The sequence below is a fragment of the Candidatus Agathobaculum pullicola genome (assembly GCF_052117205.1).
In the GTDB taxonomy this organism is placed as follows: Bacteria; Bacillota; Clostridia; order Oscillospirales; family Butyricicoccaceae; genus Agathobaculum; species Agathobaculum pullicola.
Genome location: NZ_JBQKJP010000037.1, coordinates 13,207 through 30,245 on the forward strand (window position 1 = coordinate 13,207; position 17,039 = coordinate 30,245).

The following is a 17,039-nucleotide window of genomic DNA, read 5'->3' on the forward strand; positions in this document are numbered from 1 at the left end:
CCCATTGCACCCATGCGTTTTGCATATGCCACTGCATTTTCAAGCATGATTCTATTGCTTTCACGCAGGCATGCTTGCAATTGCTTCAAAAATATAATAAAATAGAAAGTAGATTTGTACTTACTGAAAGATATGCAAAGCAACAGACAATAGGGGATTCGCCATGAATAATCAATCTTTTTATGACAGGTTTCTCGAATTTGGATCGATTTATTATGAGCCGATCGACTTGGAGAAACACCATCTTGCCTGTATGCAGTTTTTTACGCATACCAAAACAATGGAGCAGCTTTTCTGCTTTCCTTGCGACGTATACATTGAATTGATAAGCGGACTGGCTTCGATTGTAATCGGCTCCCAGCCTGATCCCGTTGATCTGCAAACCTTTCCCATCCATCACTATTTGAAAATCAAACCCGGTGTTTACTTCAATATTTTTCCGGTTTCCGATGAAGCTACTTATTGTCTCCTATCGTCAGAAAACCGCTATACCAAACTCACATTGCCGCAGCCCTATACTTTCCAGCTTCAGCCAGTCCATTTCAATGTTCTGGAAATCCTGGATCACTATTACTCCACCGAAGAGCGTGCATACTGTTTTAATCAAGCGGGCCATACATATTTTGAACTTCTCTACGTCCATAACGGCACATTGACTGTTACGCTTGCCGACACAGTCTGTGCGCTGTCCGCGGGCGACCTCATCCTATGCAAACCGGACAGCGACCACGCCAAGCGGCTGGCCAAGGACAGCGCCTGCAACTACTTATCGATATCCTTTGACATGGATCTTTCCGAGTCGCAAATTCTGTTCGGCCATGTATTCCATTGCACCAATGGTTTACGCGACGCACTCAATAAAATCATCGAAGAGCGCACGATGCACGCTCCTTATGCGCAAACGCTGATGCTTTGCCATTTGCAGGAAATCATCACACGTCTGAGCCTGCTCTGCAATGAATTAGGCGAAGAACACAATCTGCTCAGTCTCAACCAGAACTCACAGAGCGATCTGCTTCAGCAGATTTTGGCATACATGGAAGAGAAGGTAACGGAACCTATCACCATTGAGCAGATCTGTCACAAGTTTTTTATGTCCCGCACCTCTCTGCAGGCCTTGTTCAAAATGTATTTACATAACTCCCCAAAAAGCTATTTGCTTAACATCAAGCTGCAAAAAAGCAAAGAACTGATTCGGGAAAGCCAGTATACCATCAGCGAAATTGCCGATATGCTTGGTTTTAGCTCCATCCATTATTTCTCACGGCTATTTAAAAAGTATTTCGAGCTTTCTCCCAGTGAATATGCAAAGGAAATTGCGGCCAGCGAAACCAACTGACCGCCCATCTGTCCTTTACTCCTTATTCCGCCGTCTGGATGCTATAGCGGGAAATTTGAATGACAACACCCTTGCTGACCTCCACGTCAATCAGATCGTCCTTGATCTTTACAATCTTGCCGTAAATGCCTCCTGCAAACATAATGGATGCACCAACTTTGATATCCGACTGCAGTTGTGCCATCCGCTCGCGGCCTTTGCGCATATTGCGCGCCGACATGACGGACACGATCAGCGCCACCACAATCAGCAGCACAGCAATGGTTACACAGGTCCACAGGATAACTTCCCAATTCATATTGTTTTTAAACTCCTTGCATTTGGAATCATTCCCGTATGACACGGCAGGCAAATGCAAACGGGGCGGCTGCGGCCGCCCCATTTTCTTTGCCCATGCCGCGCGGGTAAACGCATGATATACCACTCCGTGTAAACATGATGCCATCGGATACGGTAGTCATGCTTTTTGTTTTTTAACAGGTGCTTTACGCTCTGGTATAGGGATACAGTGTAACGCCCTTTACTACACGGTTTACTTCACCGGTCGGACACGGATTATCCGGAGTGATGCCCATAGACAACGACTTGAGTACAGCCAGTGTTTGCGCGAACAGGATATCATCCAGACCAAGCAGCGCATTCTCATTCTCATCTGCCAAGTCGTAAACCACCGTGTAATCCACAAGTGCGGCAACCGCATCATCCGGCTTACTCATAACGGCCACAATTTTGTTACCCTTGCGCTGGCCGCTCATTTCCTTGACCAAATCCACTTCATATTGACGAGTATATGCGTTATCACTCAGATAAACCACAGTGATTGTGTTGTCATCAATGATAGACTTGGGGCCATGACGGAAGCCAAGCGGCGTGTCATACATCGTGACCACACGGCCCGCCGTCAACTCCAGCATCTTAAGCGCAGATTCCTGCGCAAAGCCCTTCAAGCAGTTGCTTCCCAGGTATACAATACGGTTAAAGTCGTATTCATCCACAATCTTCTGAGCAACACCGTATTTGCCATCCAAAAAGTCCTGACCTGCTGCCATAATTTTTTCCACCTTGGCAATCGTTTTATCCAAATCATCCAGATGGAAGCACAGCAGCGTTGCCAGATACATGTTTGAAAAACTCGAAGTCATTGCAAAGCTCTGGTCGTGGGTCTCTTCGGTCAGGTTGATAGCATAGCAATTATCCGTTGTCGCCGCACGCTTGGACAGCGCGCCATCCTTGTTACAGGTAACGAACAGATGATAGACATTGTCACAAACCGCCTCGGCAGCATCAATCGCACCGACAGACTCCGGGGAGTTACCCGAACGGCCAAAGCTGATGAGCAGCGTGGGCTTGGTACGGGACAGATACGCCTCCGGCGTTGCAACGATATCGGTTGTTCCATAGGACTTAACCTTATAGTTAAGCTTACCGGTCAGTGCCGGAAACAATGCGTTACCAACAAACTCGCTGGTGCCGGCGCCGGTCAGAATAACATCGAAATCCTCGCAGGCAATGACCTGATCGATAAACTGCTTCAGCTCATCCTTATGCGCCTTGATCTGCGCGCAGGTCTTTTTCCATGTTGCCGGCTGCTGATAAATTTCATTGAGTGTAAAGGTGGACATTGTCTCCTTCATCTTATCAGCAGTGACATCAAAAATCTTATTCATTTCTAACTTTCTCCTTTCGGGCCCGCCGTGCGAATTTTCAATGCGTACAGCAGGTCATGACCCAAAATGTATTTTATGTGTGAAGGGGGCAGCAATGCCTTGACAAACAGTATCTTAGATACCGTCGTCCGACTCCTGCTGCTCAACCTTCTTAAATTCGTATTTAACAATCTGATCCTTGCCAGTGTCCAGTGCGGCCTGTGTCAACGTTTCTAAATCATCAATGAACTTGCGCGACATAGCAATCTCCACCATCATCGGCAGATTTGTTCCCGCAATCACATTTACATTGCCACGCGGAAAGCCAACCTCAACCGCCGTCTTGAACGGAGTACCGCCCGGCAAGTCGGAGAATACTAAAATCCCTTCGCAGTCCTTCAGCTCATCCATCGCCTTGGACAGCTCCCGTGACAAATCCTCAAGACTGTATTCCGGCAGAAAATCCACACATTTATAATTTTCCTGCTCGCCGGCAATCAAATTCAGTGAGCTTGTCAGTCCGGAACCGAAATTCGCGTGTCCCGTTACCAGTAATCCGATCATTGTTCTTCTCCTATCTCCATCGTATTGTTTCAACGGCGGCGTGCCTGCGCACGCATTCCGTCTTGTATGTCCTCCGGCTGTCCCAATCGCTTTAAACTCTCCCTTATCGCAGGGATATAGATAGCCTTTGGCGGAAAACACACCTTTGCACTTCGATAATTAATTCCTGCGTTTTCCTCATCACCCAGACACTCATACTGTCGAGCGATCATATAAAGAATTACGCCCAAACGAAAACCATAATACTGTTTAGCATCAATCTGCGCATCCATTGATTCAATCAAATCGCTGCGCTTGTTTATCATGACCTCATATGCCTGCTGCGTGTATCGTATGAGTTTCTCGTCCCCGGTCTGCTCAATGGCTTCCAGAAGCCAATCCACATATCTCTTGTTTTCTTTCAAAAGGAAAGTGTGAAAATACTGCTCGAGAAAGCTTTTCTTATCCGCCGGATTTTTATACGTTGCCGCAATCATGTGATGCAGCATCTCCTCAAATCGCCCGCTATCCTGCGACAAATACAGGGCACGCAGCTTATACAGATCACATGTATATTCACCCAGCAGTCTGCGGGACATCGGCATGTCCGCCAGCTTCTCCACTGTTTCATAATCTTTGCGTCCAAGACTGTTGTTCAGCTGCCGAAGCTGAAAATTTTTCACCACCTGAACGCCTATATAGCAAGCAAACAAAAGAAATATGACCGACGCCGTAATTGCACTCACACAAACACCTACCTGATTTTTTGCATTCCAATCAATAGGGGGAAATGATCCTAATCGCCATCTCCCCCTATCGTTTTATCTTGCCGAAGCACACACTTCGACAAATTGTTCTATTTTATTCGGGCATGGTAACCGTCACACCGGACTGCTGCAGTTCGGTAACAACCGAGGTCAGAGCATCCCAAGCCTGCTGGCCAGTCTTTTCAGCCGGAGCGGGTTCCGGATAATCATACCATGCAACCAGCGGGTTGTAGCCACCCGGGATGGTATTGCCGTCAGCATCCATTGCCTGCGAGTTACCGGTCCAGATGCCGAACGCACAGCCTACAATACCGCAAACCAGAATGAGCAGGATGCACTTAACCGGTGTCCAGCCCTTCTTGATGAGGGTGTACAGGGCGAGGGTGATCAGCAACGGAATCAGCTTGGGCAGAATGCCATCAAGCAGGGACTGGATGTTGATCTGGGTGTCGCCAACGATCATACGAACGGTGGTGCCGCCGTAGTTTGCAATCAGGCCGCCAACTACGAATACGCCGAGGATGCTCGCCGCACGGGTGAACTCCTTTGCACTCGAGGTCAGCATGGTAACTGCCTTGGTGCCCAGACCATAAGACCAGTACATCAGGCCGAAACGAACGACAAACTGCACTGCGTTAAAGATGATCAGGAACAGGATTGCGCCGAGGATATTGCCCTGCAGGGCGATATTCGCCGTCAGACCTGCAGTGATCGGAACCAGCGTCAGCCAGAACAGTGCGTCACCGATGCCGCCGAGCGGGCCAGCAGCAGAAATACGTACAGAGCGGATCGTCTGGGTATCAGCCTTGTTCTGCTCGAGAGAAAGCACGATGCCCATAACGAACGTTACGAGGAACGGGTGGGTATTCAGGAAGTCCAGGTTATGTGCCATGGAAGCCTTGAGGTCTTCCTTGTTGGTGTGGATCTTCTGAAGACCGGGGAGCATGCCCCACAGCCAGCCACAAGCCTGCATTCTCTCGTAGTTGAAGGATGCCTGCAGGAAGCAGGACAGCCAAACCATCTTATTCAGGGTCTTTTTGTCCACCTGCGGAGCCGGTGTCAGATCCTGATATTTCTCGGGAATATTATATGCCATCCGAGTCACCTCCCATGTTTCCAGCGCCAGCATTCGCCTTGATCTTCGTGTTGATCGAGAAGTCATAGATCGCGATCGCAGCACCTACAAATGCGCACAGAATGAGGGTTGCGCCAGCGGTGGTGGCATTAGCGCTGCACAGCAGTGCCATAGCAAAGCCAGCCAGCAGGAAGCCCCACATTTCGTTGGACATCATAACCTTCATCAGGATTGCGAAGCCGACAAACTTCATTGCGCCACCAGCAGCGTCGAGACCTGCCATGACCCAAGAGAACTGGAACGAGAAGTCCTGCAGCGTCTGGCCGAGAGCGGAGCCGCCATACAGACCGGCAACAGCCAGCAGGCCAAACAACGTGCCGAGGATTGCCATTTCCATGAAGTTGATGTTGCGAATACCCTTGACATCTGCGTTCTCCGCGCACTTGTCAGCCTTAGCCATCATACCGGACATGATGGTGAAGGTCAGGGTAACAGCGTACTGGCCGAATACCGCAAACGGAATTGCAAGACCCAGCGCAGCGCCAACGCCTTCCGGCGTAGCTTCCATGCCGAGCGAAACCGCAAATACGGTAGCCATAATGCCGCCGAGGATTGCATTGGGGGGCTGAGCGCCGCCGATCGGCATAGAACCGATCTGAATGAGCTGATAAGAACCGCCGACAACTACGCCAAGCTCAAAATTGCCAAGGATAGCACCGATGAGCGGGCAGGTTACGATCGGCTGATACAAAGATTCCAGGAAGCTGAACTGGTCGATACCCATGATAAAGGCTACTACAAAGACCAAGATCGCCTGGATGATGGTAATTTCCATTACTTACTCCTTTCCAGGTGCTTTCGGGTAAATATCACTTAAATAATTTTTCGATATTCTCCGCGGGCGTATCCGGAACTCTCTTAATTTCGAGCTCCACACCCAGCGCCTGCAGCTGTTTAAAGCATGCTACATCATCATCGTTTACTGCGACGGAAGTTGCAACCTGGCGTTTCCCATCCGCCATATGCATATTTCCAATGTTCACCTTTTTAATCGGTACACCGCCTTTAACCAATTTCAGGACGTCCTGCGGCGTTTCACAAATGATTGCGATATGCTGATTCGGCGATGCCTTACCGATGATGTTGATGGTCTTCTCAATCGAGAAGAAGCGAGTCTGCGCGTAAGACGGCGCAGCCATGTTCATCAAACCCTGACGGAATTCATCAGTCGATACAGCATCATTTGCAACAAGCAACAGATTGGCCCCGACAACGCCGCACCACTGGGTTGCGACCTGTCCGTGAATCAGACGGTTGTCGATTCTCGTTAATACAATATCTGGCATAAACCTTCCCCTTTCTCCAGTATTTGCATTGGCTGTGTTGACTAATTCCCCTCTCTTTCACAAATCGGAAACATTTCATCTGGGAATGATAAAATGCATCCTCGAAATTACAATTTTATTCTATCAGAAAATGGTTTTAATGAATTTGCACTTTTTATCCGTTTTTTTGCATTTTTGATTTGGTCATTTTGGCCAAAACGCACAGGACACTTGTCCTCACTTTGAGGACACTGTACATTTTCGTCCACCTATGCAGGATAAACGAACAAAAATGGGTTAAAATGTTAACAATCTTGCCGTCATTTTTGTTTGAACAATTTTCCAGCAGAATCTTTTTCTGTTAAAAAGTGCAAAAAGCCGACGGCATATGCCGTCGGCTTTTTCAGATGGTCGAGGTGACAGGATTTGAACCTGCGGCCTCTTCGTCCCGAACGAAGCGCTCTACCAAGCTGAGCCACACCTCGATTCGCTGTCACTCAAGCACTCAATCGTGACAGCTTTTATATTATATCGCGCAGTACCGCTTCTGTCAATATCTTTTTTGCGATTTTTCAGATTTTTTCCACGAGGGCTGTAATCAGACGTCGGAAGTCTGCCCCCCGCCGTGCAGCAATCTCGTTAACCTCTGCGCCGGAGAGGGGCTGCATTAATACCCCTGCCGCCATATTGGTGATCATTGCCACCGCAACCACCGGCAGACTGCAATGCGCAGCCGCGATGACTTCAAACACGGTAGACATCCCAACCACATCCGCACCCAGCGCACGAAATGCACGAATCTCTGCCGGTGTTTCAAACTGCGGCCCGTTAACTCCACAGTATACGCCGCGGCGCAGAGTCAGTCCGCACGCATCGGCCGCCGCCTGCGCTTTGTCCCGCAGAGCGGGCGCATAGGCGAAAGTCATGTCCGGAAAGCGTGTGCCAAGCTGATCGTCATTCGCCCCGGTCAGGGGACTTTTACCGGTCATATTGATATGATCTTCAATCAGCATGAAATCCCCAACCGAAAATCCGGTATTGATACCACCGGACGCATTGGTCAGGATGAGCGCATGCACACCCAACTCGCGCATCACATATACCGGATAAGCGATTTCATCCGGTGCGTACCCCTCATAGCCATGCAGCCGTCCCTGCATGCAGATAACGCGCCTGCCTGCAAGCATACCACAGACCAACCGACCCGCATGATCGGGCGCAGTCGAAATCCGGAAATGCGGAATTTCCGCATAGGCGATCGTAATGGTATCCTGCAGTTGTTCAGCCAGAGGTCCAAGTCCGGAGCCAAGCACCAGCCCAAGCTCCGGCAGAAACGGCAGCCGTGAGCGCAAGTATGCTGCGGATTCCTCCACTTGCTTTCTTGTCATCATCTTGTCTCCCCCTCTTACAGTCGACGGATGATTTCATCCGTGCAGCGCTGTGTTTCCGCCTTTACTCGCTCAATATCAATTGTGGTATAGGCGCCGTCGCGGTACAACACCTCACCGTCCACCATGGTCAGTTTGACATCCGCACCCTGTGCAGCATAAACCACGTTGCACGCTGCATCCGTCATAGGCGTAAACTGCGGTGTGTCCGTGTCAATTACACACAAGTCAGCCCGACAGCCAACACGCAGCAGCCCGCTGTCCTCTCTGCCCTGCGACAGCGCTCCCGCGCGTGTTGCCGCGTACAGTGCCTGCGCCGGTGTAATGAGCGTAGAGTCGCGGTAATAGCCTTTATAAACCACGCCGTATAGATACAAATCCTGCAAAATATTCAGATTGTTGTTCGATGCTGCGCCATCCGTACCAAGCGCTACATTGATGCCCCCATCCAGCAGCTGCGGAATATTTGCGTAGCCGGACGCCAGCTTAAGGTTACTCGCCGGACAGCAGGCCACCGTCACGCCATGCGAACGGAGAATCTCAAAGTCCTCCCCTTCCAGCCAGACACAATGCGCTGCTGTTGTCGGCACGTCAAACACCCCACGCGCCTGCATGTATGCCGCCGGTGTCATACCATGACGCTGTTTACATTCCTCATGCTCAGCCTGCGTCTCGGACAGATGAATGTGCATCCGCGCACCGCTTGCTTTTGCATGTGCCGCAACCGCCTCGACCACCTTAGGCGTCGAGGTGTACTCTCCGTGAATACACAGGTCACCGACAAGCCGACCGTCCCCTGCCCCATTCCATTCACCCAGCAGGCGCAGATTATCCTGATAGGCGGCTGTCTGCTCATAGGCGCTGTCATCGAACACCGTCAGCCCGCGGCTGAGGTTGCACTTGATTTTACTCTCCAAGATGGCCTTTGTCATGCCGTCCAGAAAAAAGTACATATCGGAAAACGACACCGTGCCGCTTGCCAGCATTTCTGCAATGGCCAGCTGCGTGGCATAATAAACCGACTCGTCGCTCAACCGGTCCTCAAATGGGAACACGCGCTCGTTCAGCCAGCGTTGCAGCGGCAGGTTTTCCGCATAGCCGCGCAGCAGCGTCATCGGTGCGTGACTGTGCACATTATAAAAACCGGGCAATAGCAAACGATGACGACCGTCATAGCGCTCACCGTAGTCCTCCTGCGACTCCGTCTCCCCTATGTACGCAATGCGGCCGTCCTTCACACCAACGTATTGTCCCCGGCAAAGCGCAAAATTCTCATCCAAAAGGTCAATATTGCAGAATAACATTTGTTTCTCCTTTGTCTTTCTCTCAGGGCTTTCACAGTCTCTTCTTTTCTACTTGGAGGGTTTTCCCTAATACACGTTCATCGGCACGGCATAGGTGGAAAAACGCACGCCAAGCTCGGTATTAAAGTGGTCGATAGATTTCATCAGCCCGATGCAGCCTACCTGAAACAGGTCATCCGGCGATTCACCACGTCCCTGAAAGCGTTGAATCACCGACAGCACCAGCCGCAGATTGCCGCGAATCAGTTCATCCCGCGCCTGCTTGTCGCCTTTTCCGGCACGCACCAGTAATTCATCCGTCTTTGCCGCCGACAACGTCGGAAGCCCCGATGTATTCACCCCGCAAATCTCTACTTTGGTTTGCATGGAAAATCCCTCCCGTCCTGTGCACCCGATGTGCGTCTATCAGGATTTTCCCCTGCGGGCGGGCTGAATATACCGACGAAATATTTTGCCGAACGTCATACTTCGACACACTTTTTCCCGTTTATATGCTTTATGGCGCTCCTACAGCAAATGATAATGCGGGATGATATCCTCGAATGTGCCATCCTTCCTGCGGAAACCGCCCGGAATGACACCAAGCTGCTGAAAGCCCAGTTTTTTGTACAGGCGCAGCGCAGGTTCATTGGTTTTCACCACGGCATTGAACTGCAAAATACCAAACCCCAGTTCTTTTGCCTTGCTCATGCAGTGCAGTACGAGTTTTTCTCCGATATGCTGACCGCGCAGACTGCCCTTGACCGCATAGCTTGCATTGCAGATATGCCCGCACCGGCCGACATTATTCGGGTGCAAAATGTACAGCCCGACCATTTCGCCGTTTTCCGCATCATGCGCAACGCCTGTAAAGGACTGCGCAGAAAAGAATACATGACCGCTTTGCGCATCCAGCAGTTCGGTCTGTGGGAAAGCGACGCCTTCCTCCACAACCTCGTTCCAAACCGCAGCCGCCTGCTGCGCATCCTGCTTCCCGTACTGTCTGATTTCCACCTGCATGGCACACACGCTCCCACTTGCTTTTGCGGTTCTATTGTACCGCATTTTATCCGCGCATGCAAGCGTGACCCCCTATGCAAAGTTTTTCAGAATGTCCTTGCGCATGCGTGCAATGATGCGTTTTTCCAGACGGGATATGTAGCTCTGCGAAATGCCCAGCAGCTCCGCCACCTCTTTCTGCGTCATAGATTCCGGCAAGCCCAACCCAAAGCGCAGTGAAATAATCTGCCGCTCACGCGCCGGGAGGCGCTCGAGCGCGTGATGCACCAGCATACGGTCCACATCGTCCTCAATCGGACGCATCACGCTGTCCGGCTCGGTGCCGAGGATATCGCTGAGCAGCAGCTCGTTTCCATCCCAGTCCGAGGATAGCGGCTCGTCAAACGAAACCTCGGTTCTCCGTCCCGCCAGCTTGCGCAGGTGCATCAGAATCTCGTTTTCAATGCAGCGCGAAGCATAAGTTGCCAGCTTCACATTCTTATCGCTGCGATAGGTGCCGACCGCTTTGATCAATCCAATTGTACCAATCGAGATTAAATCCTCCGTACTGACCGCCGCGGATTCAAATTTACGCGCGAGAAAAACCACCAGCCGCAGGTTATGCTCAATCAGCTTATTGCGCGCCTGCTCATCCCCCGCCTGACAGGCCTCGACCGCCGCCTGTTCCTCCTCCGGCGAGAGTGGTGGCGGCAGCACCTCACTGCCGCCAATGTAGTAAACCGCACGCCGTTGCCATAGCCGCGCAAGCGCCTGCATAATCCATTTCAGTACCATATGTATCCTTCCTTTCAAACCCCAATCAGCCCATCATATGCTCCCTGTCCAATACCGTCCGGCCCAACAGCGCACACGCAGTCAAGCGTCGTACCATCTGCGCGCTGCACACTGTCCGGGCGGAAATACAGCAGCAGCCCGCTCTCCACGCCGACCGCCCGGTACGGCAGTAATCCAAACCGACCTGCTGTTTCCGACGGCAGCGCGGCCAGGCAAGCGGCAGCATCCTTTGTTTGCATCCATGCCCGTTTTACTTCCTCGTCCAGCAGGCTGCATGCCGCCTCCCGTCCCAGCACCAGCACCGGACGACCGGATATCGGCTCCGCCAAGCTGTTTCCTGTGTCGTGTAACAGCCGCACTTCGCGCGCATGTCCGTCAAATCGGATGGTCAACCGCTCCACCTCTCGGCGCAGCGGACCATGCAGCGCATCCCCGCGAAGCAGAATACCGCTGAGCGCATAACCCACAGCGGCTGCCAGCAGCAGCACACGAAACGGCACGGCAACGTAATACCCCGCGCCGAACAGCAACTTTCGTCCGGTTGCCGCACCAAGCGCTGCCGCAAGTCCTGCAAAGGATGCTGCAACCACAAAATACAGCGCACATACCCGTGCAAAGGCAGGCTTACCGCCGAATGCGGCGGCGCATAGGCCGACACCCATCAGAACGCGCAGCGGAAACGCCGCAAACATTGGCACGACCGCCGCCAGCACTGCATACCCACCGCCCAGCACAGCCGCAGCCAACCACCGGACGCGTCCGACACGCACACCGCCGAGCGCCGCCGCCGCAAGCAGGCTCGCCCCGTCCATCAACACATTGACTGCGAACAGCACATCCAGATATACAACCATAGACCACCTCCGCTGACCTACATCTTATCACAGTATGCGCACAATATTTGCCGAATGTGCACCGTGTCGAGCACGCAAAAAGGCCGCACACCGGTTTGGTCCGATGTGCGGCCTTGAAGCGCCGTATTTAGTTCTTGAGGCTCTGGATAGGAGCCGGAATGCGACCGCCGCGATGAATAAACTTCGCCGGGGAACCGGTTGCAATCGGCATGATAGGCGCAGAGCCCAGCAAGCCGCCAAATTCGACCATATCGCCCACCTTTTTGCCAATGGCGGGAATGACACGCACGGCAGTCGTCTTGGAGTTGACCACGCCGATGGCGATTTCGTCTGCAATCAAGCCGGAGATAACCTCTGCTGTAGTATCGCCCGGCACCGCAACCATGTCGATACCGACCGAGCAGACCGCGGTCATCGCTTCGAGCTTTTCGAGCGTGAGCGCGCCGGAAGCCGCCGCTGCAATCATACCCTCATCCTCAGAGACAGGGATGAATGCGCCTGACAGGCCGCCGACCGACGAGGACGCCATAACGCCGCCCTTCTTGACCGCGTCGTTGAGCATGGCGAGAATGGCCGTCGTACCGCAGCTGCCGCAGACCTCCAAGCCGACTTCCTCCAGAATACGCGCAACCGAGTCGCCAATCGCCGGAGTCGGCGCGAGAGACAGGTCGACAATGCCGAAGGGCACGCCCAGCCGCTCGCTGGCAATTGCACCGACGAGCTGACCCATACGCGTAATCTTGAACGCGGTCTTTTTGATAACCTCAGCCACCTCGTTGATAGAGCAGTCACCCGCGCGGCGGATAGCCGACTGCACCACACCCGGACCGGAAACGCCGACGTTGATAACGGTCTCCGGCTCACCGATGCCGTGAAACGCGCCCGCCATAAACGGATTGTCGTCCACCGCGTTAGCGAACACGACAAGCTTAGAACAGCCCATCGAATCGTTGTCCTTTGTCAGTTCTGCGGTCTGCTTGATGATGCGGCCCATCAGGCCGATGGCGTCCAGATTGACGCCCGCCTTGGTGGACGCAACATTGACCGACGAGCAAACCAGATTGGTCTCGGCCAGCGCCTCTGGGATGGAGTTTATCAAAATTTCGTCACCTTTGGCAAAGCCCTTTTGCACCAGTGCGGAAAATCCGCCGACAAAGTTAACGCCGGTCGCACTCGCCGCGCGGTCAAGCGCCTTGGCAAGCGGCACATAGCTGTTTGCATTTGTCACCGCGCCAATCATAGCGATAGGCGTGACCGAAATCCGCTTGTTGATGATCGGGATGCCGAGTTCCCGCTCAATCTGCTCGCCCGTGGAAACCAGCTTCTCCGCGCGGCGAGTGATCTTCTCATACACCTTGTCCGCCAGCACATTGATATCTTCGCTGGCCAGATCGCGCAGCGAGATACCCATGGTGATGGTACGGATATCGAGGTGCTCCTCCTCGATCATCTTGATGGTTTCCAAAATGTCCTTGGTATTGATCATTGACATGGACGGCACCTCAAATCTTGTGCATCGCGTCGAAGATATCCTCGTGCATGGTGTGAATCTTCATGCCGAGCGCTTCGCCGTCCTTGTCCAGAACATCCGCCAGTTGGGTGAAGTCCACCGTGCACTTGTCGATATTGACCAGCATGACCATGGCGAACATATCCTCCATGACATTCTGCGAAATATCAACGATGTTGACCTCATGCTTGTACAGCGTCTCGGAAATTCTGGCAATGATGCCGGTGCGGTCCTTACCGACCACCGTGATGACTGCGCGCATACTTTTTCCTCCAATATTTTTTATATGTTTTTTAGGAATAACAAACTTTCAGCCGGTCTTTTACCGGAACACCGGCGGCGCAGATGATTCCATCTGTTCCTGCCCTGCCTCGACGATGGTATTGATGATGCTGTTGGACACCAGAAAGCCCTTTTCGGTCAGATACCAGCGGGCCCCTTGATGCGCAACCAGCTCCTGCCCCATCAGGCTGCGAAACGCTTCCTCATACGGCGTTGAGTCGATATTATACCGTTTTTCCAGTTCGATGAAATCCACACCCTCCGCTGTGCGCAGGCGCACCATCAGGTATTCGCCCTGCCGTTGGAAGGTTGGCACCTCGTCCTCGTCACGCAGGATATCCTCGCCGTTTATATATGCTTTGATATCCCTTGCAAACTCGAACCTGCGACCATTCATGAACGAATGTGCCCCCGGCCCAAGTCCCAGATACTCGGACAAATCCCAGTACTTTGCATTGTGCCGCGAGCGAAAGCCGGGCTTGGCAAAGTTTGAGATTTCATAATGCTCAAACCCGTTCTTGCGCAGCAGGTCACACATGGCAAGATAAGTATCCGCCTGCGCGTCATCGTCCGGCAGAACGGGGTTTTCGCGCCCCATCGGAGTAGCCGGCTCGAGCTTCAAGCCATAGCACGACAGGTGCTTCGGCCCGAGCGCCAGACACTGCTCGACCGAACTAACAAATTTTTCCTGTGTCTGATTTGGAAGGCCGTACATCAGGTCGAGGCTGATATTATCAAAGCCCTTCTCCCGCGCCAAATCCACCGCCGCTTTGGCCTGCTCAAACGTATGAATACGCCCGATACGGCCCAGTTCATCCTCTTGTGCGGACTGCACGCCAAAGGACAGGCGATTGACACCATATTTTTTCATCGCGTCCAGCACCTTTTTATCCGTGCTCTCCGGATTGCACTCGACCGTGATCTCCGCATCATCCGCAAGCGGGAATTTGTTGCGCACCTCCTGCAGGATGCGGCCAAGATACTTTGGTCCCAGACAGGTCGGCGTACCGCCGCCGACATACACGGTGTCCACCGTATAGCCGCTGCACGTTTTTCCGTATTCGCGGATGTGCATTAACAGCGCCGAAACATAGTTTTTCATCAAATCCATGTCGGTCACGGAATAAAAATCACAGTAGGCACACTTTTTTGCACAGAACGGAATGTGCAGATACAGCCCCAAAGGCCGATTATTATAACTGAATTTGCTCATGATTCCTCATCCAGCTTCAAAACCGCCATGAACGCTTCGGTCGGAATCTGCACCGTACCAAGCGAACGCATCTTTTTCTTGCCTTCCTTTTGCTTTTCCAGCAGCTTCTTCTTACGTGTAATATCGCCGCCATAGCACTTGGCCAGCACGTCCTTGCGCATCGCCTTGACCGTCTCACGCGCGATGACCTTGCCGCCGATTGCTGCCTGAATCGGTACCTCGAACAGCTGGCGCGGGATATTTTCCTTGAGCTTCTCGCAGATGCGGCGCGCACGGCTGTAAGCCTTTTCACGATGCACAATGAACGAGAGCGCGTCTACCTGATCGCCGTTGAGCAGCATATCCACCTTGACCAAATCGCTTGGCCGATAATCGAGGAACTCGTAATCGAGCGAAGCATAGCCGCGGGTACGCGCCTTAAGTGCGTCGAAAAAGTCGTAAATAATTTCGTTTATCGGCATTTCATAGTGCAGCTCAACCAGATTGGCATCCAGATACTGCATATCCTTAAATACGCCGCGTCGCTCCTGACACATCGGCATAATGTTGCCGACATACTCCTGCGGCGTCATGATCGTCGCCTTGACGAACGGCTCACGCGCCTCTTCAATGAGACCCGGATCGGGATAGTCATGCGGGTTGTCACACTGAACGACCGTGCCGTCAGTCTTGACGATTTCATAGACCACACTTGGCAGTGTCGTGACCAAATCAAGGTCAAACTCACGTTCCAGACGCTCCTGAATGACCTCCATGTGCAGCATGCCGAGGAAGCCGCAGCGGAAACCAAAGCCCAACGCCACCGAGCTTTCCGGCTCAAAGGACAGCGCCGCGTCGTTGAGCTGCAATTTCTCCAGTGCATCGCGCAGATCGGGGTATTTGGAGCCGTCCTCGGTGTAAATACCACAGAACACCATCGGCCGCGCGGGGCGATATCCCGGCAGAGCCTCCGCCGTCGGACGGTCGGCCTCGGTGACCGTATCGCCTACGCGGGTATCGGATACGGTCTTGATGGACGCAGTGAAGTAACCAACCTCGCCCGCGCGCAGTTCCTGCTGCGGTGACAGCCCGAGCGGCAGCATATAACCACATTCGAGCACCTGAAACGTCGCTCCGGTCGCCATCATTTTGACCTTCATACCCGGACGGATGCAGCCCTCCATCAGACGCATATAGACGATAACGCCTTTATAGGGGTCGTACTGGCTGTCAAAGATCAATGCGCGCAGCGGCGCGTCCGGGTCGCCCGTCGGCGCGGGTATATCCGATACGATACGCTTCAGCACGGAATGGATGTTGATATTCATTTTCGCGGAAATCTCTGGACTATCCTCCGCCGGGATGCCGATGATATCCTCAATCTCCTGCTTGACGCGCGGCGCGTCCGCGGCCGGCAGGTCAATCTTATTGATGACCGGCACAACCTCCAGCCCCGCGTCAATTGCAAGATAGGTGTTGCCCAATGTCTGCGCTTCAATGCCCTGCGCCGCATCCACAACCAGCAGCGCACCCTCACACGCAGCCAGCGAGCGGGAGACCTCGTAATTGAAGTCAACATGGCCCGGTGTGTCAATGAGATTCATCTCATAGGTTTTTCCGTCGTCCGCCTCATATTCCATGCGCACGGCGCGTGCTTTAATCGTGATGCCGCGTTCGCGCTCCAGATCCATGTTGTCGAGTAATTGCTCTTCCATCTCGCGCTGAGATACCGCCTTGCACTGCTCGAGCAGGCGGTCGGCAAGCGTGGACTTGCCATGGTCAATATGCGCAATAATGGAGAAATTACGAATTTGCTCGCGATTTTTCACCCCGAAAGCTCCTTATCTGTTCCATAATAGCAATATGGAAATATTATAGCACGTTCCCGCCCGTCTCACAAGCGTTCTTTTCCGGTTTGCCGCCTTGCGGCTTGTAGGTTTGTCAAACATATTGGACAGAGAACTCTAAAGGAGAAAGCCAACCCAGAGGCCTCATGGGAAAGTTATTGGAGCAGCGGTTATGGACAGCAAGCTGCTTTGTG

The 17,039-nt window shown here is 52.7% G+C and carries 17 protein-coding genes, 1 tRNA gene and 1 pseudogene; 1 reads left to right on the forward strand and 18 read right to left on the reverse strand.

Going from position 1 to position 17,039, the window contains the following annotated elements:
* The first annotated feature begins 163 nt into the window (after window positions 1–163).
* Entirely contained in the window at window positions 164–1,339 is a 1,176-nt protein-coding gene (locus ACTQ3V_RS11825) for an AraC family transcriptional regulator (protein WP_441467685.1), read from the forward strand.
* A 22-nt stretch (window positions 1,340–1,361) separates the two neighbouring features.
* Here the strand turns inward: ACTQ3V_RS11825 and yajC are convergent, their stop codons facing one another.
* From yajC to lepA, 18 genes and pseudogenes are all read right to left on the reverse strand, one after another.
* A complete protein-coding gene (yajC, locus tag ACTQ3V_RS11830) occupies window positions 1,362–1,637 on the reverse strand; it encodes a preprotein translocase subunit YajC (protein WP_441467686.1) in 276 nt (91 codons plus the stop codon).
* A gap of 187 nt (window positions 1,638–1,824) precedes the next feature.
* Window positions 1,825–3,006 (reverse strand): SIS domain-containing protein, encoded by a 1,182-nt coding sequence (locus ACTQ3V_RS11835; protein WP_441467687.1) that lies wholly within the window; start codon window positions 3,004–3,006, stop codon window positions 1,825–1,827.
* Window positions 3,007–3,120: 114 nt separating this feature from the next.
* Entirely contained in the window at window positions 3,121–3,549 is a 429-nt protein-coding gene (agaF, locus tag ACTQ3V_RS11840; protein ID WP_441467688.1) for a PTS galactosamine/N-acetylgalactosamine transporter subunit IIA, read from the reverse strand.
* Window positions 3,550–3,578: 29 nt separating this feature from the next.
* The gene (locus tag ACTQ3V_RS11845; RefSeq protein ID WP_441467689.1) at window positions 3,579–4,211 is read right to left on the reverse strand and encodes a hypothetical protein; all 633 of its coding nucleotides are present in this window, start codon (window positions 4,209–4,211) and stop codon (window positions 3,579–3,581) included.
* 178 nt (window positions 4,212–4,389) lie between these two features.
* Complete coding sequence (locus ACTQ3V_RS11850) at window positions 4,390–5,391, reverse strand: PTS system mannose/fructose/sorbose family transporter subunit IID (RefSeq protein ID WP_441467690.1); 1,002 nt, start codon at window positions 5,389–5,391, stop codon at window positions 4,390–4,392.
* Window positions 5,381–6,205, reverse strand: coding sequence for a PTS mannose/fructose/sorbose/N-acetylgalactosamine transporter subunit IIC (locus tag ACTQ3V_RS11855; RefSeq protein WP_441467691.1), 825 nt, complete (start codon window positions 6,203–6,205; stop codon window positions 5,381–5,383). Before ACTQ3V_RS11855 ends, ACTQ3V_RS11850 begins: the two co-directional genes overlap by 11 nt.
* A 34-nt stretch (window positions 6,206–6,239) precedes the next feature.
* Window positions 6,240–6,716: a PTS galactosamine transporter subunit IIB gene (agaB, locus tag ACTQ3V_RS11860; RefSeq protein ID WP_441467692.1), complete on the reverse strand. Its 477-nt coding sequence runs from the start codon at window positions 6,714–6,716 to the stop codon at window positions 6,240–6,242.
* A gap of 387 nt (window positions 6,717–7,103) precedes the next feature.
* Window positions 7,104–7,180: transfer RNA gene (locus tag ACTQ3V_RS11865), tRNA-Pro, on the reverse strand.
* A gap of 87 nt (window positions 7,181–7,267) precedes the next feature.
* Window positions 7,268–8,086, reverse strand: coding sequence for a purine-nucleoside phosphorylase (locus ACTQ3V_RS11870; protein WP_441467693.1), 819 nt, complete (start codon window positions 8,084–8,086; stop codon window positions 7,268–7,270).
* Window positions 8,087–8,100: 14 nt separating this feature from the next.
* Window positions 8,101–9,387, reverse strand: a complete 1,287-nt coding sequence (locus ACTQ3V_RS11875) for an amidohydrolase (RefSeq protein ID WP_441467694.1) — start codon at window positions 9,385–9,387, stop codon at window positions 8,101–8,103.
* A 78-nt stretch (window positions 9,388–9,465) separates the two neighbouring features.
* A pseudogene (locus ACTQ3V_RS11880) lies at window positions 9,466–9,753 on the reverse strand (sigma-70 family RNA polymerase sigma factor); the annotation flags it as partial.
* A gap of 141 nt (window positions 9,754–9,894) precedes the next feature.
* Window positions 9,895–10,386, reverse strand: a complete 492-nt coding sequence (locus ACTQ3V_RS11885) for a GNAT family N-acetyltransferase (protein ID WP_441467695.1) — start codon at window positions 10,384–10,386, stop codon at window positions 9,895–9,897.
* Window positions 10,387–10,458: 72 nt separating this feature from the next.
* Complete coding sequence (gene sigE, locus ACTQ3V_RS11890) at window positions 10,459–11,160, reverse strand: RNA polymerase sporulation sigma factor SigE (RefSeq protein ID WP_441467696.1); 702 nt, start codon at window positions 11,158–11,160, stop codon at window positions 10,459–10,461.
* Between the two features lie 14 nt (window positions 11,161–11,174).
* Window positions 11,175–12,014, reverse strand: a complete 840-nt coding sequence (locus ACTQ3V_RS11895; RefSeq protein ID WP_441467697.1) for a sigma-E processing peptidase SpoIIGA — start codon at window positions 12,012–12,014, stop codon at window positions 11,175–11,177.
* Window positions 12,015–12,141: 127 nt separating this feature from the next.
* Entirely contained in the window at window positions 12,142–13,500 is a 1,359-nt protein-coding gene (locus ACTQ3V_RS11900; protein ID WP_441467700.1) for a PFL family protein, read from the reverse strand.
* A 16-nt stretch (window positions 13,501–13,516) separates the two neighbouring features.
* Complete coding sequence (locus ACTQ3V_RS11905) at window positions 13,517–13,786, reverse strand: ACT domain-containing protein (protein ID WP_373164674.1); 270 nt, start codon at window positions 13,784–13,786, stop codon at window positions 13,517–13,519.
* A gap of 60 nt (window positions 13,787–13,846) precedes the next feature.
* Window positions 13,847–15,019 (reverse strand): radical SAM family heme chaperone HemW, encoded by a 1,173-nt coding sequence (hemW, locus tag ACTQ3V_RS11910; protein WP_441467698.1) that lies wholly within the window; start codon window positions 15,017–15,019, stop codon window positions 13,847–13,849.
* Window positions 15,016–16,827 (reverse strand): translation elongation factor 4, encoded by a 1,812-nt coding sequence (gene lepA, locus ACTQ3V_RS11915; RefSeq protein ID WP_441467699.1) that lies wholly within the window; start codon window positions 16,825–16,827, stop codon window positions 15,016–15,018. Before lepA ends, hemW begins: the two co-directional genes overlap by 4 nt.
* Window positions 16,828–17,039: the final 212 nt, after the last annotated feature.